The organism is Pararhodonellum marinum (assembly GCF_015354735.1).
Classification (GTDB): Bacteria; Bacteroidota; Bacteroidia; order Cytophagales; family Cyclobacteriaceae; genus Pararhodonellum; species Pararhodonellum marinum.
The window spans coordinates 41,803-65,398 of record NZ_JACEFJ010000011.1; the positions used below are offsets into that span (position 1 = coordinate 41,803).

The following is a 23,596-nucleotide window of genomic DNA, read 5'->3' on the forward strand; positions in this document are numbered from 1 at the left end:
CTAAACCAACTACAACTATGAACGCAGCCATTCTTATTACCGCAATGATGCTTTTCGGTGGTACCCAACTCCCTGGAGATGCCACTACTACCAACATGATCTCTTTTGAGCAGACGGTTCAAAAGAAACAAGATAAAGACAAAAAAGAGATCATGGCCGACGAATTACCGCAAGCCGTGAGAACTAGCATCGCTCAACACACTGAGGTAAGAGCTCTTCCAATTTCTAAGGCGTGGAAAATGACCAAAGATGACGGAAAAGTCTATTACAAAGTTGATTTTGGCCAAGGTGAAGAAACCATGAGCAAAAAGTTCAACGAAGACGGAACTGAAGTTACTGACTAAATTACCAACCTATCTACTTTTGTGTAAAACATCCAGATTTTATCTGGATGTTTTATTTTTTTGTGATAACTTAGACCAAAAGTATCGTTAAGACTATGCATAAAGTCCTTTTGGTAGAGGATGACCTTACCTATTCTAATATCATCAAGAAATTTTTGGAAAAAAACAATTTCCAAGTTTCATCCGTACCGAAAATAGCCGACTTTTTAAGTCTGATCAACAGCTTCAATCCAGATTTAGTCATTACTGACTTCAGACTTCCGGATGGGACAGGCATTGAGGTACTATCCCACACCAAAAAAACAAACAAAAACATTGGGGTCATTCTGATTACCAGTTATTCGGATATTCGCACCGCAGTCAAAGCCATGAAAATGGGTGCGCATGAGTATATCACAAAACCCATCAACCCCGATGAACTGCTGATGACGGTCAAAGAGGCCATCAAAAAATCACAGGCGGTCAAAACCGGTACCCCATCTCCCCCGCCTCCCAATATTTCCTACATTGTAGGTAAAGATGCGCCTTCTCTTCAGATAGAGGAACATATCCGACTAGTGGCGCCTTCAGACCTCAGTGTGGTGATTATTGGAGAAACAGGAACCGGGAAAGAATATATCGCCAAAAGAATCCATGAACTTTCTGACCGACAGGCTGGACCTTTTATTGCCATTGATTGTGGTGCTTTGCCACATGAACTGGCTGGAAGTGAATTATTTGGTCATATTAAAGGTGCATTTACCGGTGCTTTAGACAATAAAACCGGCCATTTTGAAGTAGCCAAAGGCGGGACTATTTTTTTGGATGAGGTGGGAAACCTCAGCTATGAAAATCAAATCATGCTGCTTAGAGCGCTTCAAGAAAGAAAAATCCGGAAAGTAGGAGGCACCAAAGAGATTCCTATAGACGTGCGGATTCTTTGTGCCACCAATGAAGACCTAAAGGAAAATATCAGCAGAGGTACTTTCCGGGAAGATCTGTACCATCGGCTGAATGAATTCAGTATAGAAGCCCTTCCTTTAAGGGATCGCGGTGAGGATCTTTGGGAATATGCCAATCAGTTTCTGGATGAAAGCAATCAGATCCTGAACAAAGAAATCAAGGGTTTTTCAGAAGAGGTCAGGGAGATTTTCAACCGGTATCCTTGGCCTGGAAATCTTAGAGAACTTAAAAACATCATCAAAAGATCAGTTTTGCTCAGTAAAAGTGACATGATAGAAAAAACAGTGCTGCCTTCAGATATTTACAGAACTTCCTTGGAGCCAACTTTCAATGAATTGCCTCAAAGTCAAAATCTCAAATTATCTTTGATGGAGCAGGAAAAACAGATTATCATGAGAACCTTGGAGGAAGTCAGGTTCAATAAATCCAAAGCCGCCAAAAAACTCAATATGGATAGGAAAACACTCTACAATAAAATGGAAAAATACGGTATTGAATAAACTTAAGTCAGACTTTTTAACCCCATTTCATGGGATACTTTTTCCAAAATCAGTTTTGTCTCCTGCATCATTGTCATCGTTTTTTCCTCAATGCGCTCCATTTTTCCCGTTTTGATATCCAATTCTATATTTTTGGCTAAATGGGCACAGGAAAATTTCAATTGGCCAAGCCTACTGGAAAGTTGATGGGCAATTTCCATGATCCGGGTGAAATCCCCCTTTTCCAATGACCGCTCTACTTCAAGTAAATTGCTTGTAGTCTCTTCGTAAAAATCCTGCAACAATTCATACAACATGGCTTCATCTCCCATACAAAAGCCTTTCAAATCGGAAACATCAAAGTCTAAAACAGCATCGTTTACCTTAGTGGTTTTATGGACAACAGGAGACTCAACAGCTACATCTGAATAGGCTTTCAATCCTAAAAGCTCGCCTATTTTAGGGATGAGCTCATCCTCGTTAAAAGGCTTCAAAACCATGGCGTCAAAACCTGCGTCTGACAGCTTCTCCCTGTCTTCAGCAAAAACATTGGCGGTGATGGCCATAGTCGGCATTTGTTCATATTTCGGATTGGACTTGAGCATCCTCAATACTTGATAGCCACTGACTTGGGGCATCTGAATATCAAGAATGGCCATATCAAAGTGTTGCTCCTCAAAATTCTCAGTATATGCAAGACCACCCAAATAAGTAACGACTTCGGCCCCATTGCTTTCAAGCAGCAACTTTGCAAATTTGATCCCTATCGGATCATCGTCAATCAAAAGTATTTTGACACCTTTTAAAGAATACCAAACCTTGTTGACCACCTTTTCTGTATTCAATGGAGCAGCCAATTGACATGGGATTTGTATCGTGATGGTAGTTCCTACTTGTATTTGGCTCTCTACAGAAATGTTTCCCTCCTGAAGTTCCACCAGCCTTTTGACAATACTCAGGCCCAAACCCGTACCGCCAAATCTTCTCGACACAGAAGAATCCCCCTGATTGAATTCTTTGAAAATATTGTTCTTTACTTCCTCTGACATCCCCATACCAGTATCCTGAACCTGTAACAGCATGGCCCCGCCCGACAAATACTTTACGACCACATTGACCTCCCCGCTTTGGGTGAATTTTAGGGCATTGCTCAGTAGGTTGTTAAGAATCTGGTTGATTCTCAATTTATCCCCAACCAACCATTTGTTTTCCGGAAGACTGATATCCCAATTGAAGCCCAATTTCTTTTCCTCGGCTTTTAAAGCAAAGAAACTCTTGATGGAAAGAAAAAGGTGTTTGCCATCGAAGGGTTCGCTTTCAATTTGAATTTTCCCAGCCTCCAATTTTGAAAAATCCAAGATATCATTTACAATGGAAATCAAAGTGTCTGAGGCAAAGCCAATCATTTTGACAAATTCCTTTTGTTCCTCCTGCACGCCAGATTTTTCCAATGCGGCCTGATAACCTTGAATGGCGTGAAGTGGGTTTCTGATCTCATGACTCATATTGGCCAAGAAATCCTGTTTGGCTTTAGCCAGTTGATCTGAGCGTAACTTTGCTTCCTCCAGTTGCTTTCTATAGGTATTGGCCTGCCCTATTTCTTTAAGAATGTTATATATAAAACCCGCGGAGCCTATCGTTCCCAAAATCACAAAAAAAGCAAGTAAAAGAGACACATTATAGGTGAGTTGATAGGCTGAATTGTTTTTCTGTCTGGAATCGTAGAGAATGTCCTCCTGCATGGAAGAAATCAATTCCTGAATACTGGAGAAAATTTCCCGGTTTTTGTCGAGGAGCGTACTTTCCAGTGTGGCGAGATCCTGCCTAAGCCGCTGCTCATCTCTATAAATGTCCGTTACCACACCCTTCAACCCTTTCAATATGGCATCCACCCCGGCCTGATCCAAAGGCATGTCCACTTTAGAGGTATCGTTTTTTTCAAAATTCCGTAAAAATCCAAGTATTTTATCCCTTTCTTGAGAAGAAATGGAAGGGACAGAAGATGGTTTCTTTTTAAGGGAATCGGATTTTTTGCCCATCAAAGAATCAGGGACACTGATCTCTCCGATTTGGTAAGTCTTTGCCCGCAGTCTGCCCAGTGGGCTGAGTCGGTTGACCTCCTCCTGTCTTTTGATTTTTAATTCGATATTCCGGAGGGCTTCTTCACTGAAGTTTCTGTTGGCCAAGTTGTATTTGACCTCTTGAAGGTTGGTATAGACTGAGATGAGTTCGTTGACATTCAACCCTATCTTATTGAGCCCACTGATCTCTGCGGTATCCGCAGCTGATCCCAAAAGGAGGTTTATTCTTCTTTCAATCTTTTGAAGTCCCTCTATTTCAGTAGTACTGTCCTGTCCGAAATTCCCCGACTTGATCCGGTCCAACTGATAAATATCTGCCAATAAACCATTGAGCTCCCCCATTCTCTCGTTTGGCGCCGACAATTCCTCCACTGTACTCAGCAACCTTTTGACACTAATGTAGGTGATTGTACTCAGGCTGATGACAAGGGTTAACGCCAATACAAAACCGATGATGATTTTGCCTCCTATTTTTGGGGTGGACTTCAAAATATTCAAATTATTTTTTTCTATCAAAATTTACAATAACCATTCCATTATTACAAGCGATGGAGCTCATCTTAATAAAAGTGGTGAATTCAGAAAGGAAACATAAGTGTCTGATTGATAAAGCCAAACTCAGTTTTTGCCAAGAAGCGTTCCCTTTCGATTGGCATTAAGTGAAAAAGGGGCAGTAGCCCCTTTTTCTGGATTCTTAAATGCTATTTGGTTACAGCATCCAATATATCATGTTTGGTGATGATATGGATGCGGTGGTTCTCGTCTCTGATCAGCACTGCCTTTTCCTTTTCTACCATGGAGGAAAGTACATCAAGTGTACTGTCCAAAGCGACGAATTTCATGGATTCTTCCATTACTTCTGATACCTGAGCATCCTTGAGTTCTGGATTATCAATGATCTTGGTAAGCAATTTACTATCGGTAATGCTTCCGATTACCTGTCCATTTTCCAAAACGGGTATTTGGGATACACTTTTATCGTTCATCATGGCAATGGCATCCTTAACACTTGCGTTTTTCTCTGCCACCACCAATTGGTAGTTGCCGTTTCTATTGGAGATGATATCCCTGGCAGTACCGAAACTTTTGTTTTCCAAGAATCCATGGTTCCTCATCCAATCATCATTGTAAATTTTGCCCAGATAGCGGGTACCATGGTCAGGGAGAATGATTACCATTCTATCCCCATCCTTGAGGTTTTCTTTGGCATATTCCAAAGCACCATGTACCGCAGCGCCACAAGACCAGCCTACGAACAGGCCTTCTTCTTTTGAAAGCCTTCTGGTCATCACAGCAGCGTCTTTATCGGTGACTTTGATAAAATGATCTATGAGTGAGAAATCCACATTTTTAGGTAAAATATCTTCCCCAATGCCCTCGGTAAGGTAGGGGTATACTTCATTTTCATCAAATACTCCAGTCTCCTTGTACTTTTTAAATACTGAACCGTACGTATCAATGCCTACGGAGACTACTTTTGGATCCTGCTCTTTCAGGTATTTGGCCGTACCACACATGGAGCCACCTGTTCCTACTCCAGCAGCATAATGGGTAATCTTGCCTTCCATATCCCTCCAAATTTCCGGACCGGTAGTTTCATAATGTGCCTTCCAATTGGAGAGGTTGTCGTATTGGTTGGGGTAAAATGAATTGGGAATATCTTTGTTGAGTTTCTTGGCCACAGAATAATAAGATCTGGGATCCTCAGGCGAAACATTGGTCGGGCAAACAATCACCTCTGCACCCACTGCTTTCAGGATGTCGATTTTCTCTTTGGACTGTTTGTCAGCCATCGTGAAGATACATTTGTACCCTTTAGCGATGCCCGCCAGTGCCAAGCCCATACCGGTATTCCCACTGGTACCTTCTATGATGGTTCCTCCAGGCTTAAGCAATCCTTCTTTCTCCGCGTCCTCCACCATTTTGATCGCCATCCGGTCTTTCATGGAATTGCCGGGATTGAAGTATTCCACTTTCACCAAAATCTCCCCTTTGATCCCTTTGTTGACTTTATTCAGCCGGATCATGGGGGTATTGCCTATGGTTTCAATAATTGAATTGTATATCATAATATTTGGGTTCTTTGGGGTGCAATTTACGAATATTTTTAAAGCCTGTCGCGGTAAGGATGGAATTCCCGAATTTAATTTGGAAGGTTACCCTTCTACTATCCACACACAAGAACAAATGGCTATACTAACCCCTTGTGCTGCCAGAATAACAATGCTTTGATCAAAGAAGGTTTCCTTCGTTTCAAAACATTAAACTTCTTTCAGTTCCACCCGCTTGATGATATCCAAGGTCAAGTTGAGCAACACACCTGAAACGATGGCCATGCCAATGGAAAGGGCCAAAAAGGCAAACACCGTTTGTTTGGTCACTATAAATACGAAGATGGCCATACCCAATGCAGGCAAGATGCCAAAGATAAATACCCCCCCAATGATCAAGGGTTTCATAAGCTTTCTGTCCCAGCCCTCCTGAAACCCCACCTGCGTGGTCAGCATGATGGCAAAGCCAGATAGGTAAAACTCAATCAAAACAAGTAAAAAAGTGGGAATCAAACCCCAATGCAACCGGGCGATCAAAACTGATGGAACAATCAAGATGACCCCAAAAACCAAAGTCTGTATCACATCCAGCTTGACCAGATTCCATAATTTGTTGGGCCATGTGTCCGGAATAAGGATAAAATAAGGCTTTTTTAGGTCTCCCACATTGGTTCTGCCCATTCCGGCCATAAAATAGATTCCCACCAGGCCCAGCAAATAGAAATACAGAACGGTATGGGAAAACCAATCAAAATGGGAAACGATGGCCATGATGATGCCAATACCCGCCATCGAAAGGGAATAAATGCCAAAAATCGGATGAAAATCCTGCCGGGAGGCATGGACAAAATTCCGCCAATAAAGTGCTTTGGCTCCAGTTCCAAAATCGGGAAGATTCAAGGCCTTTTTGGTGTTAAGGCTAAACTGAGATTCAGAAACCTGTTGTTTCCCTTTCAATTTTTCCTGCTTGTCTTCATTGCTTTTGGTGCTTTCCAAAACATCCTCATAGTAGTACCCCGCATGGTACACCACTGATTTTACCACCACATAGTACAGCAAGCCGTAAAGCCCCATGAAAAGCATGGCATAGCCCAGATTTTCATGAGAAACATAAGTTACCAGGGCACGGCTCCAACCGACTATCGGGAAAAAATCGAAAGCAGAAGAAGAGATCCACACAAACATGCCTTGCCAAAATTTTTCTGCCATCAATCCAGGAATCAGGATCAGCAGAAACAAGCAAATGCCCAAAATAAACACCCCGTTTTTGAAATAGCTGATAATGCCATATTTGGTATGGAGTGTATAGACCAGAAATTTGATGGGTGCTAAAATAAAGAAGAAAAAAGCGATTCCTAAAGCCATCAAGGCAAGATTGAGCAAGTTGAGGTCAAAGGTACCAGCCAGCTGACTTCCCCCGTAGACCACAAAAATCAACCCGCCTCCCAAAGCAGGAATGATTGATCTTACCATATAGTAAATCAGGAGATTGGATGGCTTGACAGGTGCGGTAAAGAGCAGGTTGACATCGGCCATGCTGAAAAATGTCACATTCTTTTTGGTCGCTCTGAAAAGCTGGAAAACCAAAAAAACCAAAGCCAAAAGGGTCAGGCCTCCAGAAAAATTGATGGCCCCGAAGTCCATGGTATCTGCACCCTCCAATCCTTGCACCCCATCCATTGCGTCTTCCAAACCCAATTCATCTTCTTCCCTATCTTTGGTCCTAAGGAAATAAATAAAGAAAAAATAACCTACAAACAACGTGTAGGGAATCAATCGCAAGGGATTTTTCAGAATCAATTTGATGTTGTTTCTGACAATGAAAAAATCTTTTCTCAATAACAGCTTAAAATCATTCATCTCCGGTCAATTCAAGGAAAAGGTCCTCTAGGGTCGAATTTTCGTCGCCGCTAAATTGATATTTGAGGTTGATCAAGGTATCATTGCCCAAGATTTTGCCCCGTTTCATAATCATGATTCTATCTGCAATGGATTCAACGCTGTCTATCAGGTGAGTACTGACCAGGATGGTCTTGCCTTGTTCCTGAAGTCCTTTGAAAAGCCGTTTGGTATTTTTGATGGCCTTGGGATCCAGCCCGATCATGGGTTCATCAAAGAACAAGATCTGTGGATCAGGCAACAATGCACAGCATATGGAAACTTTCTGACGCATGCCTTTGGAAAGATCCCTTCCCAATTTATCCTGTTTATCCACCAGGTCGTAGATATGCATGTATTCCTCTGCTTTAACTTTCCAGTCCTTGATGTGATAGGCTTGGGCAACAAACTGAAAGTGTTCTTTGACAGTCAATAAATCATAGACATGGGGTGTTTCTGGAATATAGGTGAACAGTTTTTTAGCTTGAACAGACAAGTGGTCATGTCCACCTATCAAGATCTCCCCGGATGTTTTCCGCAGCAACCCAACAATGCATTTGATAGTGGTGCTTTTTCCTGCCCCATTGGGGCCCAATAAGCCAACCACCTCACCACCATCTAAGGAAAAGTCAATGTGATCCACTGCCAATTCCTTTTCATATTTTTTGACCAATCCTTTTACTTCCAGCATTCCATATTGTAATTTATCCTGAAAATTAACAAAAAACCAAGTTCATTGTATCAATTAAGTTTCGTTAATTGATTTTTGATGATGGTTGCATTTTTTTAATGATATTCAATTTGATGCTCCACCTTTTTTACAATTTCACGAAATCACCAACACTAGATTAGGTCAACCCAAACCAAGTGCAGATGTTTTATTCATGGGTACTTCCCATAAGTTTCTGCAAATAGCCTGCAGAAAAGACAACAATGGATTTGAAACGGAAAAACATCTTTTATCCTTCAATACCTACAATTATCAAACGAAACTCTGGAATTTCAAAAATATGCCGTATTTTCAATAAGTATTTCCTCATCAAATTTTTCCAATCAATTAAAAATAAGAAATCATGAAAAAATACTTGTTATTGATCCTTGCCGTACTTTCCTTCTCTTTCGCCTTTGCCCAGGAAAAAGGTAAATTCCGTGTGGGTTTAGACTTAGGTTACACCATTCCCACTGAAGGAGGTGGTGGCATCCTCTTCTATCTGGAGCCGAAATACAACGTTGCAGACAACATCAATTTAGGTCTCAGAATCGGCGGGGCAGTGATGGCAAGGGATTTGTTTTATGATGATTTTACAGAGGATTACCGTGGGAAAGTAGCCGCCAATGGTTCCTATTTGGCCACCATGGATTATTATTTTGATGGATCGGGTGGGAAATTTGTTCCTTTTCTGGGATTTGGACTTGGGTATTATGCTTTTGCCAACATCGAAGTAGATTCAACTATCCCTGAAGAAGATTTTGGAACCCTGGAGTCAAGGGGCGCTTTGGGAGGGATGTTAAGGGGAGGATTTGAATACCGCAAGTTGAGGGTTGGTCTGGAATACAACAGCATACCCAAATCAAACATCCAAAATCTACAGGGGCAGAACATTGGCAGGGTATCCAATGCCTATTTTGGCATCAGTATTGGATTTTATGTAGGTGGTGGAAAGTGGGGAAGTTAATATGCCCCTTCACTCTATTTAACGCCCGCCAGCAAATACAGAACAGCCATTCGGATGGCCACGCCATTTTCTACCTGATCCAGAATGATGGAATGCTCACTGTCTGCCACATCTGAATTCAACTCCACACCTCTGTTGATGGGACCTGGGTGCATGATGACGATTTCCTTGTCCAGCGCATCCAGCATTTTTTTGTTGACACCGTAATAGAGCGTATATTCCCTCAGAGAAGGGAAGTATTTGATCTGTTGTCTCTCCAGTTGAATCCGCAATATATTGGCCACATCACACCAGGCCAATGCTTTTCTGACATCCAATTCCACCTTAACTCCCAAGCTGGCAATGTGCTTGGGCAACAAGGTGATGGGACCGCAGACCATCACTTCTGCTCCCAGTTTTTGAAGGCAAAAGATATTGGAAAGTGCTACCCTGGAATGGAGGATATCCCCAATGATGGCCACTTTCTTCCCGGCTACGTCTCCCAGCTTCCTGCGAATGGAAAAGGCGTCCAACAAGGCCTGAGTCGGATGTTCATGGGTTCCATCACCCGCATTGACAATGTTGGCCTTGATGTTTCTGGCAAGGAAATAAGGTGCTCCGACACTGCTGTGGCGCATGACCACCATGTCTACCTTCATGGATAAAATGTTGTTGACCGTGTCAATCAGGGTTTCTCCTTTTTTGACGGAACTGTTTCCAGACGAAAAATTGATCACATCCGCAGAAAGCCTTTTTTCGGCCAGTTCAAAGGACAGCTTGGTGCGGGTGGAGTTTTCAAAAAAAATATTGGCAATGGTGATGTCTCGAAGGGAGGGGACTTTTTTGATGGGGCGGTTGAGTACCTCTTTGAAATTATCAGCTGTTTCGAAAATCAATTGAATATCATCGGCCGTGATATCTTTTATTCCCAATAAATGTTTGCTGCTGAGTTCCGTCATCTTTGGCTGTTAGCTTTTCTCTGTGATCCAAATGGCATCCTGTTCAAACCCTTTGCTTTTCCATTCCACCATTACATATTGACTCTCCAAGGTATTGACCTGCCTGCCACAGTAATCCGGCTGAATGGGGTAATCTCTTGTGTACTTTCTATCTATCAGAATCATCAGTTCCACTTTCTGTGGTCTTCCAAAAGCAATCATGGCATCCATGGCTGCCCGCACCGTACGTCCTTTGTAAAGCACATCATCGACCAATACGACTTTTTTTCCTTCGACGAGAAAATCGATTTTGGTTTCATTGGCTTTGAGGGGAAAATCCCTCCTCCTAAAGTCATCTCTGTGAAAAGTGGCATCCAGATAACCCGATGGGACTTTCACCCCTGAAATTTCCTCCAAAAGTTTAACGATTTTGTCCAACACCACAATACCACGGGGCTGTAAGCCCAATAGGACTGTATTATCAAAATCATCGTGGTTTTCGATCAGTTGATGGCAGAATCTCTTGAGTGTGATCTCAATTTGCTGTTGATCTAAAACAAGTCTTTTTTGCATGAGGCAGATTTGTCTGCAAATATAAAAATAAAATTATCTCCCCACCGTTTCCACCGGGATAATATCGTCCACCCTGATTTTGGTAAGAAAGAAAACTTCCTTATTCCCCTCTTTGCCACTTTCTGTCAGGTAGCGAATCCTTTGTTTTCCTGAAAGCAGGTAATAATTGTCATACCACCACATCAGGGACATACTTTGATCTTGGTTTTCTTTGATTCTTTCCTCCTCATTGACCAATTCAAATTGAAAGGGTTCATTTTCCAATATCAGTCGGCCATTTTTGATTATGCTTAATTTGAGGGTGAGGTTTTCAAGGTACAAATAGAAAAGGGTGTTCCCATCGAAACTTACCTCGCCGAATTTGGCTGGGCTGTTGATCACGGCATTGTCTAAGGACACCGCATTGTCCCAAATGATCTTGCCTTCGGTGTCCAGAAGCATAAAATGGGCTGAAATGTATTTGTACTCAGACATGGACTGATGAGGCTGATAACCAGGATAATACATGCTGTTGAGGTTCCCATAGTTCCAACGGTTGTTGAAATTGTTGTAGGGATAGTGACGGTAAAAGCTATTGGCATACATCCCGTCTCTGGGTACATAGCGCATCGAGGAAGGGGAGTATTGGTCACTGTAGACCAATCTCATCCCATCCAGGTTGATGACCTCCCGGGTCGCAAGCACATTTCGGATCTGAGAATCCCGTCCCCTGTCCCAATCTTTTTCCAGACTTCGTTTCTTTTTCCTTAAGGCTTTTTCATTCAGGTAGTTGTAAAAATTCTCCATCTCCCTTAGGGTATGGTAGGTATGGTTATATTCTCCAAATTCATTGATCTTCGTGAAGATCAGTCCGTAATATGCCTCGCGCCTCTTAAGACCGAAAGGACCTATCATGGCCTGCTTATAGTCTATGATAGGGGTAAGGATCCCTTCTATCACTTCCATTTCAGGATCTTCCATGCCATCCATCTTCACTTCCCTTACCTTGTTGCCTTCCATATCAAATGTGAGTATGGTCAGTATTTTGTTTTTATAAATATCTCTTCGTGTGGTTACTACATCGATCACGCCCAACGATGGGTCTTTCCTTAGCTGCAAAATTTTGGCATCTTTGGCGTAGATGCCTTCCACAGTAAAAATGTTTTTGGTATCCAGGTCGTACAATTGGATCACTGGTCTATAATCCATGATGCCCATAAAAATGGCATGCCCGTCCATGACCAAAAAGTCCACCAATTCCATGGCCAAAATATTCTCCACAGCGTATTCCAAACCATTGCCGGTGGTAACATCGACTTCAAAGATATATTTTTCTGAAGTTAGGGCTACCCCTTTTTGAAACAGTCCATAGAACTTTTCATCATCCATGTCAAAACCGGAAATGTCATAATAATCTTTAAGCCGAAATTCCTGGATTTCAGAAGGACTAAGTTGAAAATCCGTGATGAAATATTGAAGGTTTCTTTTTCCGGAAAATCCTTTTTCATCGTGGGTTCTAAAACCAAAAAGACCCTGACGGATAGGCACCGTCAAAAAATCGTCATCCGAAAATTTGGTTTCCACTTCATAGCGTTGCACAAACTGGAGTTGGGCCATTGCGGGGACCGCCCATCCAATCATGCAAATACATATGAAAAGCAGACTTTTCATGACTCAGACAATTTAAGTATTGTTTCAAAATCTTCTTTCGCAACTGACATTACAGATAACCTGCTTTGTTTCAGCAAAAGCATTTCAGAAAGACTGTCTTCCTGCTTGATCTTATCCAGGGTTACGGGCACTTTTAAATCCCTTTCACTTCGGATCTTCACCGCAACCCAGTCTTTGGCATCTTGATCCTTGGGGTCAGGAAAAGCTTCCTGAGTAACTTCAGCAATGCCCACTATGGCCTTATCTTTGCCACTATGGTAGAAAAGAACAGGGTCTTTTAGTTTCATTTCCTTCAGGAAATTCCTGGCTTGATAATTCCGCACACCATCCCAGACCTCTTCATTTTTTTGCTTCAAATCATCCCAGCTATAACTCCCGGGTTCCGACTTTACCAACCAATAGTTCATATCAATTACCTATACCTTAAATACGATGCAAGAATCCATAAGTTAAGGCATATGATTTTATTTTGAAACATTTATTATGGACATTTGTCTTAAACTCTCCAACCTAATCCTGAAACCTTGGACAATAAAAGCATAGCCAAAAAATTGAAGCTGACCATTAAACTAATGGAACTTCATGATGAAAACAGTTTTAAAATCAGAAGTTATCAGACTGCCCTGAACACCATAGAACGGGGCGATATCGACTTGACCAAGTTGGATCAGGAAGCCCTGCAAAAAATCAATGGCATAGGGAAAAGCTTGGCTGAGGTCATTCTTAATCTTATAGACACTGAAACTTTTCCCTATCTGGAGGACTTGCTGGGAAAAACCCCCAGAGGATTGTTGGAGGTACTGAACCTCAAAGGCTTAGGACCAAAAAAAGTAAAGGCGCTCTGGGAGGAACTGAATATCACCTCAACCCATGAACTCATGGAGGCTTGTCAGGCAGGACAGGTAGCCAAACTCAAAGGTTTTGGAGAAAAAACGCAGGAAACCATCATCCAATCTTTGGACTTCATGGCTTCAAACCTAGGCAAATGGCATTACGCCGAATTGGATGAAGTAGTTCAGCAATTGTTGATGGAATTGCAAGATAGGTTGGGGAAAGAAAATGTAGCCTTGGTAGGTGAGTTTGCCAGAAATATGGAAATCATTGACAAAGTGGAAATCTTAGTCAAAACCGAGGATAGAAAAGAAGTCTGGAGAATCTTGGGGGAAATAGAGATTTTGGAACAGGATACCGTGAAATCCAGCCCATTCACCTGGAGAGGGAAAATTTTGGAACCTGAAGTGAAGGTCCATTTTTATGCCAGTGAACCTTCAAAGTTCATTTCAGAAAAGCTGATCAGAACAGGCAGTCCTTCCCATCTTTTGTTACCTACAGAGGAGGGCAAAACACTTGCTGAGGTTTTTAGCCTGCATGCATTCGGTTCGGAAAAAGAGGCTTATGAAAAAGCAGGACTCGCATACATCCTGCCCGAATTGCGGGAAGGCCAATTTGAACACAAATGGGCCAAAGACCAGGTGATGCCTAAGCTGTTGATGGACTCTGATTTAAAGGGGATTTTACACAACCATTCTACCTACAGCGACGGTAAACACAGCCTGAAAGAAATGGCTGAATATGCCTATGAATTGGGATACGAATACCTGGGCATTTCTGACCACAGCAGAACAGCCATCTATGCCGGAGGATTGGAAATCGAAATGGTGAAAAAGCAACAGCAGGAAATCGAGGACTTAAATAAAACCATGAGTCCATTTGTGATTTTTTCAGGCATTGAAAGCGACATCTTGCTGGATGGTAGCTTGGATTACCCAGAAGAAGTTTTGCAAAGTTTTGATTTTGTGGTAGCTTCCATCCACTCCAGCTTGGGGATGAACATCAATAAAGCCACTTCTAGACTGCTGAATGCCATTTCAAACCCATACACCACCATATTGGGCCACCCTACAGGAAGGTTATTGCTCAGAAGGGATGGCTATCCCATCGACCACAAGACCATCATAGATGCCTGCGCTTTACATCAGGTGGTCATAGAAATCAATGCCAATCCATGGAGACTTGATTTGGATTGGAGATGGGTGCATTATGCCATGGAAAAAGGGGTCAAACTCGCCATCAATCCAGATGCCCATGAAAAAGCAGGCTATGCCCACATGAAATACGGCGTGTTGGTGGGAAGAAAAGGCGGTCTGACCAAGGAAATGACATTGAATGCCTTGTCCGCCGAAGAACTGAAAAACTACTTCATGCAAAGGAAACTGGAAAAAAATCCCAAATGAAAGAAACTGAAGAAAGTGTATTGCTCAGAAGGGCCTTCTTAATCGGAGTGGTAAGCATTCTATTGTGCATCATACCCTTGATTGACCAAAATTTTCCTTTTTTATCTGATACCCTAAAGCCCAGTTATCTGGGTGGGTTGGGAATTGCAGGACAGCTGTTGGCCCTAAGCATGGCAATTTTGGTGTTGAGGAGACGTAAAATTCCAGAGCCAATCAAGGATAAAGCCAAGAGGATGATCATTGTCTTGGCTGTGGCACTGATCTATTTTTTCATGGTTATTTGATAGCGATTACCACAAAAGTGTAGCCTCAAGAGACCACCCCCCAAGTGTCTGGCGTTCCAAAATGTTCTATCACCTGGAGTTTCAAAAAATCATTATTGGAATCAATTTCGGTTTCTTTCAGTTTAGGAAATTTTATGAAAGGTGACACGTCTGAACGGACCACGAGGGTTTCACCCAACTCATACACATAGGACGCTGGCAGCAATTTAAATTGGTTGGGTTTAAAGAGCGCCATGGCCTGAGGGTTAACGTCTATGACCAACATGGGATATTTTGCGTGTACCGGATCAGAGATGATGTCCACTACTTTCCCTAAAACCCTATCTTTGGTCGTAATTATTTTGCCTTGATAAAATGTTTTCTTCAATTCCATACCTACCAAAAAAGACGAAAAACCCCTCTAAAAGTTCCGATTCAAGCATTTCTAAAATTCTCATTGCTTTTTTGTTTAACTTTTTTTATCAAATCATTTACAAAAGTCATAAATTGGTAGTCGGGTAATCTATTTTGGTATCCAAGAATTTTTTTTTAAAAAAACAGTGGTCATGGATGAGTTATTGAAAAAAATGAACTTCAAAGCTGGGATGAGAATAGGACTTGTTGCTGTGCCTGATGAAATGAAAGACTGGGTTGAAAGTTGGAAACAAAGGGATTTAGTGGCAAACGATATGGCTGAGGCGGATTTTTTTCTGGCATTCGTACAGTCGGAAAAAGACATTGAGACCAGTTTCCAAACCATTCAACCATTTATCAGGAAAGACCAGGTTTTCTGGATGGCCTATCCAAAGGGAAGTTCCAAAAAGTATCAGGTAAGGATCAACCGGGACAAAGGCTGGCAGGTGTTAGGCGATCATGGATTTGAGGGAGTCCGACAGGTCAGCTTGGATGGAGATTGGTCTGCCTTGCGTTTCAGGCACATCGATTTTATAAAAATCCTAACCCGAAAAAACAGAATGACATAAAAAAAAGTCCTTACAGGAAGGACTTTACCATGACTGGTCCAAAATTAGCTAATCAATCCTTTTTACGTTTATAGCATTTGGTCCTTTTTTGCCTTCTTTCACATCGAAGGTTACTTTGTCATTCTGAGCCACTTTGTCCACCAATCCAGTTGCATGAACAAAAACATCACTCTGAGAATCGTCATCAACGATAAATCCAAAACCCTTGGCATCGTTGTAGAATTTAATTGTTCCGGTAAGCATGATACGAATAATGGTATAATGTAGATAAATGAAAAATAAATGTAAATATTATTGTAAAAAAATCAAAACGAAAAAATGGTAAATTGCAGTTATGAAAAATCTTGTAATCATCAGGCATGCCAAATCCGCATGGGATGATCCTTACTTAAGCGATCATGAACGGCCCCTTGCAGAAAGGGGACTCCGGGATGCCCCCCGGATGGCACAAAGATTGAAAAAAAGGGGCATCTTCCCCGATGCCATGGTTTCATCCACTGCTGAACGGGCCAAATCCACCGCATTGATCACCGCGGAAAATCTTCATTTTCCCAAAGAAAAACTCCGATTGACCACCGACCTATACCATTCCGGTGTTTCGGAAATCATGAAAACCATTCAGAAAACCCCGGATTCAGTGGCCACACTGTTTATCTTCGGACACAATCCCGGTTTCAATTCATTGGTCGAAAGCCTGGGAGGACACCTTGAAAATCTCCCCACTTCAGGACAATTCGGATTTCAGTTTGACGTAGACAGTTGGAAAAAAATAGGGCCGAAGAATGCCAAAGTATGGTTTTTTGATTATCCCAAAAAATCCTAATCTAAATTTATGTCTGATTTTTTAAGCAAAAGAAGCAACTTGAAAATCCTTTTAAAAGTCCCTAACATCCTGAAGCACCCCATCAAACTCATTCGAATGAAAGATCAAATGAAGGATTTTTTTGGCAACCCCAGCGGCATCACTGAGCTCATTCTGGGATTTCAATCCCTTGAACTTTTCCAACAGGGAAAATTCACTTGCTGATGCAGCTCGGATATCCTCCTGCATTCCAGTATCAACCACCCCAGGAGACAAGGCAAAAAACCGGATTCCTGACCCATTCCTTTCGGATTCCGCCTGTGCAGTTTCACTGAGCATATTCAGGGCTGCTTTAGAGGCTGAATAGCCCGACCAGCCATCTATGGCTTTTCTGGCAGCTCCGGAACTGATGTTGATCACCAGTCGTTCCGCATGTTTTTGATCGGCATATTTCTGGACAAATGCATTCATCAGGATCGCCGGTGCAATGGTGTTGATCTGAAAAATGGTTTGGATACTTTCATGTTTCAGCTTGCCGAAATGAGCGATTTGCCCAATCCAACCGGCATTGTTGACCAAAACAATCTTTTCATAATCCCCTAGAGGAAAAATATCATCCAAGATGTCCTCAAAGGCATTCCCATCACCCAAATCACAACAAAGATGGTGGTAGGCATTGGAATCAAATGAAGCTGCGGAGCGGGAAATACCAATCACTTGGTTGGTGGGTGCTTGCAATAATTCATTGACCAAAGCTTCACCAATCCCTTTGCTGCTTCCGGTAACGATATACAATGATTTCTTTGTCATTTTGAAATGCTTTCAGATGTCCAACAAAAAAATAGCCCAGACCATGCCAAAATAGGAAATGATCTGGACCATTGACTGCTAGAAGTTGATTTATAAGATATATTGTGAAAGGTCTCTGTTGGTGACCAATTTGCTCAGCCTTTCCTCTACCATTTCTTTGGTGATCATGATTTTGGAATTGGCCTGTATGGTATCCGGTACATCAAACAGGAAATCATTGAGCAGATGGCTCATGACGGTCTGAAGCCTTCGTGCCCCGATGTTTTCAACCTCTTCATTGATTTTAAAGGCAATCCTAGCAATATCCGCAATGGCTTCGTCTGTATACTCCAGATAAACTTCCTCTGCCTCAAAAAGGGCAATATATTGCTTGGTTAAAGCATTTTTTGGCTCCTTGAGGATTCGGTAGAAATCCTCTTCCGTCAGGCTGTTCAGTTCAACCCTGATTGGGAATCTGCCCTGAAGCTCTGGAATCAGATCAGAAGGTTTGCTGACATGAAATGCCCCGGCCGCTATAAAAAGGATGTGGTCGGTATTGACTACCCCATATTTGGTATTGACCGCACTGCCCTCCACGATGGGAAGCAGGTCACGCTGAACCCCTTCCCTACTCACATCCGGTCCGCCCCCGCCTTTTCCACTTTTGGAGGCGATTTTATCAATTTCATCGATGAAAATGATGCCGTTGTTTTCTGCCAAATGAATGGCTTCTTCCTTCACCTCATCAAAATCCACGAGTTTGGAAGTTTCCTCTTCCATCAGCACTTTTCTGGCTTCGGCTATGGTAAGCTTTCTCCTTTTTGTTTTTTTCGGCATCATGCCACTGATCATGTCTTGCAGACCAGCCATGCTGGCATCATCCATCATGCCGTTGCCGATCATACCTATCCCTACCGGAGGAGATTGCTTGACATTGATTTCGATTTTTCTGTCCTCCAATTCACCGTTTTGCAGTTTCTCCCGAAACCGCTCACGGGTCTTTTCATTCAATTCGGCCTCAGATGCATTTTCTACATTAAAGTCTGCCGAATTGCTGCTGTTTGAACGGGTGAATCCAGCAGCTTTGACAGGAGGGATCAGGATATCCAAAATAATGTCCTCCACCAGTATGTGGGCTTTTTCTTTTACTTCCTCATTTTTGGTTTCTTTGACCAAATGGATGGACTGCTCTACCAGATCTCTGACCATGCTTTCCACATCCCTTCCTACGTATCCCACTTCCGTAAATTTGGAAGCTTCTACTTTGGTGAAAGGGGCATAGGCGATTTTAGCCAGTCTTCGGGCTATTTCTGTTTTACCGACCCCTGTGGATCCGATCATGAGGATATTGTTGGGGACAATGTCTTTCTGTAGGTCAGACTTGACCATCATCCTTCTGATCCTGTTTCTCAGGGCTATCGCCACATTGCGCTTGGCGTCATTTTGCCCAATGATGTATTTATCCAGCTCGGCTACAATCTGTTTGGGTGTCAAATGTTGAATCTCTTTCATATGGTTTAGTTTATCATCTTTGGAATTCGTCAAATTTTAAAGATCAAAATTCCTCTAGATTGCTATGGTTATTCTTTTCAATGTTACTTTAATGGCTAAGGATATTAAAACGTCCTCAGTTCCCTTATGTTAGTGGTGATCCCGAAAAGGTGGGAAGCCCTTGCCACTTGGTAAAACATGCTTGCGTAAGAAAATTCAAATTTCTTCACCCGAAAAGAGAACCCTCCTGTCCAACCCGCTGAACCCGGATTTTCTGATCCTGCAAATTCCCTTCTGATCAGGTGGTTGTACCCCAATCGCAGGTGAAAGTTTTCGTGAGCCAAGACTTCAGCCCCAAAAACTAGTCTTCGGAAAAGCTTGTCTCCGGAACCGATGCCTGCATTTACATTGGCTGGATCTGGGATGAAAAAGTCCTTTTCATCTCCGATTAGGTTTCTTGCAGCCAAATGAAACCTGATTGGCATGTGTTCCGGCTTGAAACTCGCCCCAATCCTGAGGTCGCTCGGCAATTCCAATGGCATGCCTTCCAGATAGTCTTTGAAAGCAAAACCAATGTTTCTTGCATTGATGGCCAAAACCAAATCCTGCACAGGATGCACATAGTTGACTCCAAAATCAAAGGCCAATGCATAAGCTTGGTAGCTTTCAAGCACAGATCCCATCAATTTTAAATTACCTCCATATCGGAACACACCCTGTTGTCTTGCATAGCCTAAGGTCAAGGCAAATTCATTGGCATTAAAGGTGCCGGTAGGAAATCCGGTGGCATCATATCCCTCAAATTCTCCATAATTGAAGTATTGAAGACCTATTCCTAAAATGCCATTTGCAGGCCCTTTCAGATTGTATCCTAAGGTAGCTACATTGACCCCTCCCGGTAAATTCAGGTAATGGAAAGCGGCAAGGTCCAGATGGGTACTGTCCAATAATGCTGGATTGGAAGTGAACATCAGTGGGTCGTTCCCCGCTGTGAGATTTACCCCGCCCAATCCGGACAGTTTGGTAAAGGAAGGATTGTCAATAAATGAAAATGCCCTTTTGGATTGCCCCATGGAAGGATGGAGGCAGAAAAGCATCCACCCCACAAAACCGATCCAAAAGTATATTTTCTTAATTTTCAACCGCTTTTACCTGAGTTTCAATGTGGAATCTGATGGGATCCTCTACCACTTCTTTCATTAGGGCAATTTCCAATACCTCGTCTACTGTATCCACAAAATGAAACACGATACCCTTCAGGTATTGTTCATCGATTTCCTCAATATCTCTTTTATTTTTGCTGCAAAGGATTACTTCCTTCAGGCCCGCCCTTCTGGCAGCCAGGATTTTTTCTTTGATCCCTCCCACCGGCATGACTTTTCCCCTCAGGGTGATTTCCCCGGTCATGGCCAACTTGGATTTTACTTTTCGTTGGGTATACAGGGAGGCAATTGCGGTCAATATGGTAATGCCAGCCGAAGGACCGTCCTTGGGCACAGCCCCGGCAGGCACGTGGATATGCAGGTCGTAGGATTCAAAAACCCGATAATCAATGCCTAATTTATCCGCTTTGGATTTCAGGTAGGAAAGTGCCGTCATGGCCGATTCTTTCATCACCTCTCCCAACTGACCGGATAGGGTCAGTTTTCCTTTGCCCCGGCTGAGGGAGGTCTCGATAAACAGGATTTCCCCGCCTACTGATGTCCAAGCCAAACCAGTGACCACGCCGGCCACACTGTTGTCCTGGTAGATTTCCTTGTCAAACACCTCGCCTCCGAGAATTTTCCGGATCTGCTGCACACCTATTTTTTTGGTGTATTCCTCCTCCATGGCAATGGATTTGGCCACATTTCTGATCACTTTTCCTACCAAACGCTCCAAGTTTCGCACTCCGGATTCGCGGGTATAATCTTCAATGATTTTGACCAGCGCAGCCCTTTCGAAAGTGAGGTCTTTTCCTTTGAGTCCGTGTTCTTTTCTCTGCTTGGGAATCAGGTGTTTTTTAGCAATTCCAACCTTTTCTTCCATGGTGTAGCCCGTCACCTCAATGATTTCCATACGGTCCCGTAGGGCCGGCTGTATGTTGTCCAGTGAGTTGGCCGTAGCGATAAAGAGGACTTTGGAAAGGTCGTATTCCACCTCCAGGAAGTTGTCGGTAAAGGTGCTGTTTTGTTCCGGGTCCAAGACTTCCAGAAAAGCAGAAGATGGGTCTCCCCTGAAATCAGAACTCAGCTTATCGATCTCATCCAACACATATACAGGATTGGAGACCTTTACTTTCTTCATGTTCTGTATGATCTTTCCGGGCATGGCCCCCACGTACGTTTTGCGGTGCCCCCTGATCTCAGCCTCATCATGAACCCCGCCCAAAGACATGCGCACATATTTCCTTCCCAAGGCCGCAGCGATGGACTTTCCCAGTGAGGTCTTACCCACACCCGGAGGTCCATACAAGCAGAGGATCGGTCCTTTCAAGTCGTTTTTCAATTTCAAGACCGCTAGGTACTCTATGATTCTGTCTTTGACCTTATCCAATCCATAGTGGTCCCTGTCCAATATTGCCATGGCCCGCTTAAGGTCGAAATTATCTTTGGTAACCTCATTCCAAGGCAAATCCACAAGGGTTTCTACATAATTGATGGTAATGGGAAACTCAGCTGCAGAGGGATTGATCCGTAGCAATTTATCCAGTTCTTTTTCAAAATGCCTGGCTACTTCCATAGGCCATTTTTTCTTCCTTCCCCTAGCCCTCAATTCCTCCACTTCCTTTTCCGGCCCTTCTTCACCGAGCTCAGTTTGAAGGACTTTCATCTGTTGTCTCAGGAAATAGTCCCTTTGCTGTTGATCAATATCGGTATGGACTTTTTTGTGGATTTCACTTTTCAGTTCCAGCATTTGTATGTCCTTCATCATCAGCTCCAACAACAATGTAGCCCTGTCGATGCCATCGTTGATTTCGAGTAACCTCTGTTTGGACTCTACGGGCGCATTGATATTGGAAGATAGAAAGTGGGTAAGAAACGGGGTGCTGTCTATGTTATCCAAAGCCACTTGGGCTTCTCTGGGGATTTCCGGATTCAGTTGCAGGATTTTGGCGGCTGCATCTTTCAGCGATTCCTCCAGGGCTTGAATTTTTTTATTGCCTTCGGGAAAATTCTCTTCCAGATAATTGACTTTGGCTTCAAAGTAAGGGTCCTCAGAAACTGTCTCCGTAATTCTGAATCTTTTCTTGCCTTGAATGATGATTGTGGTGTTGCCATCCGGCAGCACAATCATTTTGATGATCTTGGCCACGGTGCCTACATGGTAGATGTCATCCCATGAGGGGTCGTCATTATTGGGGTGGATCTGGGCGCATACCCCGATCATTTTGTCCCCTTTTTGTGCTTTTTTGACCAAGCGGATGGACCTTTGTCTGCCTACCGTAATGGGTATGACCACACCTGGGAAAAGTACTGTGTTTCTCACGGATAATATCGGAATGAGATCACTAAACACCTCTTCGGTACCATCCTCGTTGATCTCATCGTCGGTGATGAGTTGGATCAGGTCACCTTCCGATGCATAATCTCCAGACATTAGGGATTCATATAGTTGATTTGATGTTTTGCTCATATTCGGGCGATGCCTGCTATTTTGTCAGGTTTTTTTTAAGATAAAAGAAGAACCTTCAATTTACAAAGGTTCTTCCATTTAATTCAAGGCCTATGCCAATGTTAAGGGATTTCCAAAATGGCAGGAAGGAATTTGGATTTACGAGGTACGATTGACGAGTTACGATTTACAAGTTATGGGTTGGGAATTTTGAATGATGAATGATGAATGGGGATCTCCAGTAGATACGTAGTAGTCTAGTAAAGGTCTCGTAAGGGATACGTTAGGTTTTGGCTAAATTCCAAGAAATTATGGTACTTTTAGCATGCAGGCGCTTTGAAGCCAAAAATTTGTGGCTTTAAAATTTTTTAGGCATTGATTAATTTGAATTTGGTCAAGTATTTTATTGAATACCAAGTAGTTTCAGATTACAGCTCCTTAGGGGCGACAGATCTAATAACCATGGGTTTCAACCCATGGGTTCAAGGATATTCCTATGTGAAAAGTCCCGTAGGCACGACCGATCTTCCGTTCCGACACGGAAAAGATCTGCCGTCCCTACCGGACTTTTTGAGCGGGGAATATCCGTTTGCCAACTGTTAATACAGGTAGTTATAAAATCGGCCGTGCATCTGGCACTTTGCTATCTCTCATTTTCTCCGCAGGCCCTCTACAAGTACCATCCACTTCCAGTTGTTGCTCTGCTTTCCCAATATCCTATTTTCTTAATTTACCCACTTTCAGCTTACAGCTTTGAGCTTTACCACTGATTTTCTGTTTTTCCGATAGCCTGTTTATCTGATTCTTCCCACTTCCAGCTTCAGGCTTTGGGCTCATTTTCCGATATTC

General features: G+C 42.8%; 21 protein-coding genes. 7 read left to right on the forward strand and 14 right to left on the reverse strand.

Features of this window, described 5'->3' with window-relative positions:
* Positions 1–17 precede the first annotated feature (17 nt).
* Positions 18–344 (forward strand): hypothetical protein, encoded by a 327-nt coding sequence (locus H1A14_RS17640; protein WP_194777613.1) that lies wholly within the window; start codon positions 18–20, stop codon positions 342–344.
* A 95-nt stretch (positions 345–439) separates the two neighbouring features.
* Complete coding sequence (locus H1A14_RS17645; RefSeq protein ID WP_194777614.1) at positions 440–1,786, forward strand: sigma-54-dependent transcriptional regulator; 1,347 nt, start codon at positions 440–442, stop codon at positions 1,784–1,786.
* Between the two features lie 2 nt (positions 1,787–1,788).
* Here H1A14_RS17645 and H1A14_RS17650 read toward each other — a convergent pair whose 3' ends face one another.
* The 4 genes from H1A14_RS17650 to H1A14_RS17665 form a co-directional block, all read right to left on the reverse strand.
* On the reverse strand, positions 1,789–4,362 hold the full coding sequence (locus H1A14_RS17650) for an ATP-binding protein (protein ID WP_228527848.1): 2,574 nt from the start codon (positions 4,360–4,362) through the stop codon (positions 1,789–1,791).
* Positions 4,363–4,547: 185 nt separating this feature from the next.
* Positions 4,548–5,915, reverse strand: coding sequence for a cystathionine beta-synthase (locus H1A14_RS17655; protein ID WP_194777615.1), 1,368 nt, complete (start codon positions 5,913–5,915; stop codon positions 4,548–4,550).
* A gap of 192 nt (positions 5,916–6,107) precedes the next feature.
* On the reverse strand, positions 6,108–7,757 hold the full coding sequence (locus tag H1A14_RS17660; RefSeq protein ID WP_194777616.1) for a putative ABC exporter domain-containing protein: 1,650 nt from the start codon (positions 7,755–7,757) through the stop codon (positions 6,108–6,110).
* Positions 7,750–8,466 (reverse strand): ABC transporter ATP-binding protein, encoded by a 717-nt coding sequence (locus H1A14_RS17665; RefSeq protein ID WP_194777617.1) that lies wholly within the window; start codon positions 8,464–8,466, stop codon positions 7,750–7,752. The genes H1A14_RS17660 and H1A14_RS17665 overlap by 8 nt, the downstream gene beginning before the upstream one ends.
* Positions 8,467–8,848: 382 nt before the next feature.
* Here H1A14_RS17665 and H1A14_RS17670 point away from each other — a divergent pair, with 382 nt between their 5' ends.
* Positions 8,849–9,451, forward strand: a complete 603-nt coding sequence (locus H1A14_RS17670) for a hypothetical protein (RefSeq protein ID WP_194777618.1) — start codon at positions 8,849–8,851, stop codon at positions 9,449–9,451.
* Positions 9,452–9,465: 14 nt separating this feature from the next.
* Here H1A14_RS17670 and H1A14_RS17675 read toward each other — a convergent pair whose 3' ends face one another.
* Genes H1A14_RS17675 through H1A14_RS17690 form a run of 4 tightly spaced genes read right to left on the reverse strand, consistent with a single transcriptional unit; the run spans position 9,466 to position 12,998 of the window.
* Positions 9,466–10,389: an aspartate carbamoyltransferase catalytic subunit gene (locus H1A14_RS17675; RefSeq protein WP_194777619.1), complete on the reverse strand. Its 924-nt coding sequence runs from the start codon at positions 10,387–10,389 to the stop codon at positions 9,466–9,468.
* A 9-nt stretch (positions 10,390–10,398) separates the two neighbouring features.
* Positions 10,399–10,941, reverse strand: coding sequence for a bifunctional pyr operon transcriptional regulator/uracil phosphoribosyltransferase PyrR (gene pyrR, locus H1A14_RS17680; protein ID WP_194777620.1), 543 nt, complete (start codon positions 10,939–10,941; stop codon positions 10,399–10,401).
* 33 nt (positions 10,942–10,974) lie between these two features.
* Positions 10,975–12,591, reverse strand: a complete 1,617-nt coding sequence (locus H1A14_RS17685; protein WP_228527849.1) for a transcriptional regulator — start codon at positions 12,589–12,591, stop codon at positions 10,975–10,977.
* The gene (locus tag H1A14_RS17690; RefSeq protein WP_194777621.1) at positions 12,588–12,998 is read right to left on the reverse strand and encodes an EVE domain-containing protein; all 411 of its coding nucleotides are present in this window, start codon (positions 12,996–12,998) and stop codon (positions 12,588–12,590) included. Before H1A14_RS17690 ends, H1A14_RS17685 begins: the two co-directional genes overlap by 4 nt.
* 117 nt (positions 12,999–13,115) lie before the next feature.
* On the opposite strand from H1A14_RS17690, the gene H1A14_RS17695 reads away from it, so the two are divergent.
* Positions 13,116–14,825, forward strand: a complete 1,710-nt coding sequence (locus H1A14_RS17695; RefSeq protein ID WP_194777622.1) for a helix-hairpin-helix domain-containing protein — start codon at positions 13,116–13,118, stop codon at positions 14,823–14,825.
* Positions 14,822–15,109: a hypothetical protein gene (locus H1A14_RS17700; RefSeq protein WP_194777623.1), complete on the forward strand. Its 288-nt coding sequence runs from the start codon at positions 14,822–14,824 to the stop codon at positions 15,107–15,109. The genes H1A14_RS17695 and H1A14_RS17700 overlap by 4 nt, the downstream gene beginning before the upstream one ends.
* Positions 15,110–15,134: 25 nt before the next feature.
* On the opposite strand, the gene H1A14_RS17705 is transcribed toward H1A14_RS17700, so the two are convergent.
* Positions 15,135–15,482 (reverse strand): hypothetical protein, encoded by a 348-nt coding sequence (locus tag H1A14_RS17705; protein ID WP_194777624.1) that lies wholly within the window; start codon positions 15,480–15,482, stop codon positions 15,135–15,137.
* A gap of 172 nt (positions 15,483–15,654) precedes the next feature.
* On the opposite strand from H1A14_RS17705, the gene H1A14_RS17710 reads away from it, so the two are divergent.
* Positions 15,655–16,071, forward strand: a complete 417-nt coding sequence (locus H1A14_RS17710; RefSeq protein WP_194777625.1) for a hypothetical protein — start codon at positions 15,655–15,657, stop codon at positions 16,069–16,071.
* A gap of 48 nt (positions 16,072–16,119) precedes the next feature.
* On the opposite strand, the gene H1A14_RS17715 is transcribed toward H1A14_RS17710, so the two are convergent.
* On the reverse strand, positions 16,120–16,314 hold the full coding sequence (locus H1A14_RS17715; protein ID WP_194777626.1) for a cold-shock protein: 195 nt from the start codon (positions 16,312–16,314) through the stop codon (positions 16,120–16,122).
* Positions 16,315–16,405: 91 nt separating this feature from the next.
* Between H1A14_RS17715 and H1A14_RS17720 the strand changes: the two genes are divergently transcribed.
* On the forward strand, positions 16,406–16,894 hold the full coding sequence (locus H1A14_RS17720) for a SixA phosphatase family protein (RefSeq protein WP_194777627.1): 489 nt from the start codon (positions 16,406–16,408) through the stop codon (positions 16,892–16,894).
* Between the two features lie 51 nt (positions 16,895–16,945).
* Here H1A14_RS17720 and H1A14_RS17725 read toward each other — a convergent pair whose 3' ends face one another.
* The 4 genes from H1A14_RS17725 to lon all read right to left on the reverse strand — a co-directional run bounded on the left by H1A14_RS17725 (position 16,946) and on the right by lon (position 22,768).
* Positions 16,946–17,683: an SDR family NAD(P)-dependent oxidoreductase gene (locus H1A14_RS17725; protein WP_194777628.1), complete on the reverse strand. Its 738-nt coding sequence runs from the start codon at positions 17,681–17,683 to the stop codon at positions 16,946–16,948.
* 90 nt (positions 17,684–17,773) lie between these two features.
* Positions 17,774–19,174 (reverse strand): ATP-dependent protease ATPase subunit HslU, encoded by a 1,401-nt coding sequence (hslU, locus tag H1A14_RS17730; protein WP_194777629.1) that lies wholly within the window; start codon positions 19,172–19,174, stop codon positions 17,774–17,776.
* A 104-nt stretch (positions 19,175–19,278) separates the two neighbouring features.
* The gene (porQ, locus tag H1A14_RS17735) at positions 19,279–20,250 is read right to left on the reverse strand and encodes a type IX secretion system protein PorQ (RefSeq protein WP_228527862.1); all 972 of its coding nucleotides are present in this window, start codon (positions 20,248–20,250) and stop codon (positions 19,279–19,281) included.
* Positions 20,251–20,284: 34 nt separating this feature from the next.
* Positions 20,285–22,768: an endopeptidase La gene (gene lon, locus H1A14_RS17740; RefSeq protein ID WP_194777631.1), complete on the reverse strand. Its 2,484-nt coding sequence runs from the start codon at positions 22,766–22,768 to the stop codon at positions 20,285–20,287.
* Positions 22,769–23,596 lie beyond the last annotated feature (828 nt).

Bases quoted from the DNA above. Each gene is read 5' to 3' on its own strand.
- H1A14_RS17640 (WP_194777613.1), top strand. From the start codon at position 18: ATGAACGCAGCCATTCTTATTACCGCAATGATGCTTTTCGGTGGTACC.
- H1A14_RS17645 (WP_194777614.1), top strand. From the start codon at position 440: ATGCATAAAGTCCTTTTGGTAGAGGATGACCTTACCTATTCTAATATC.
- H1A14_RS17655 (WP_194777615.1), bottom strand. From the start codon at position 5,915: ATGATATACAATTCAATTATTGAAACCATAGGCAATACCCCCATGATC.
- H1A14_RS17660 (WP_194777616.1), bottom strand. From the start codon at position 7,757: ATGAATGATTTTAAGCTGTTATTGAGAAAAGATTTTTTCATTGTCAGA.
- H1A14_RS17665 (WP_194777617.1), bottom strand. From the start codon at position 8,466: ATGCTGGAAGTAAAAGGATTGGTCAAAAAATATGAAAAGGAATTGGCA.
- H1A14_RS17670 (WP_194777618.1), top strand. From the start codon at position 8,849: ATGAAAAAATACTTGTTATTGATCCTTGCCGTACTTTCCTTCTCTTTC.
- H1A14_RS17675 (WP_194777619.1), bottom strand. From the start codon at position 10,389: ATGACGGAACTCAGCAGCAAACATTTATTGGGAATAAAAGATATCACG.
- pyrR (WP_194777620.1), bottom strand. From the start codon at position 10,941: ATGCAAAAAAGACTTGTTTTAGATCAACAGCAAATTGAGATCACACTC.
- H1A14_RS17685 (WP_228527849.1), bottom strand. From the start codon at position 12,591: ATGAAAAGTCTGCTTTTCATATGTATTTGCATGATTGGATGGGCGGTC.
- H1A14_RS17690 (WP_194777621.1), bottom strand. From the start codon at position 12,998: ATGAACTATTGGTTGGTAAAGTCGGAACCCGGGAGTTATAGCTGGGAT.
- H1A14_RS17700 (WP_194777623.1), top strand. From the start codon at position 14,822: ATGAAAGAAACTGAAGAAAGTGTATTGCTCAGAAGGGCCTTCTTAATC.
- H1A14_RS17705 (WP_194777624.1), bottom strand. From the start codon at position 15,482: ATGGAATTGAAGAAAACATTTTATCAAGGCAAAATAATTACGACCAAA.
- H1A14_RS17710 (WP_194777625.1), top strand. From the start codon at position 15,655: ATGGATGAGTTATTGAAAAAAATGAACTTCAAAGCTGGGATGAGAATA.
- H1A14_RS17715 (WP_194777626.1), bottom strand. From the start codon at position 16,314: ATGCTTACCGGAACAATTAAATTCTACAACGATGCCAAGGGTTTTGGA.
- H1A14_RS17720 (WP_194777627.1), top strand. From the start codon at position 16,406: ATGAAAAATCTTGTAATCATCAGGCATGCCAAATCCGCATGGGATGAT.
- H1A14_RS17725 (WP_194777628.1), bottom strand. From the start codon at position 17,683: ATGACAAAGAAATCATTGTATATCGTTACCGGAAGCAGCAAAGGGATT.
- hslU (WP_194777629.1), bottom strand. From the start codon at position 19,174: ATGAAAGAGATTCAACATTTGACACCCAAACAGATTGTAGCCGAGCTG.
- porQ (WP_228527862.1), bottom strand. From the start codon at position 20,250: ATGCTTTTCTGCCTCCATCCTTCCATGGGGCAATCCAAAAGGGCATTT.
- lon (WP_194777631.1), bottom strand. From the start codon at position 22,768: ATGAGCAAAACATCAAATCAACTATATGAATCCCTAATGTCTGGAGAT.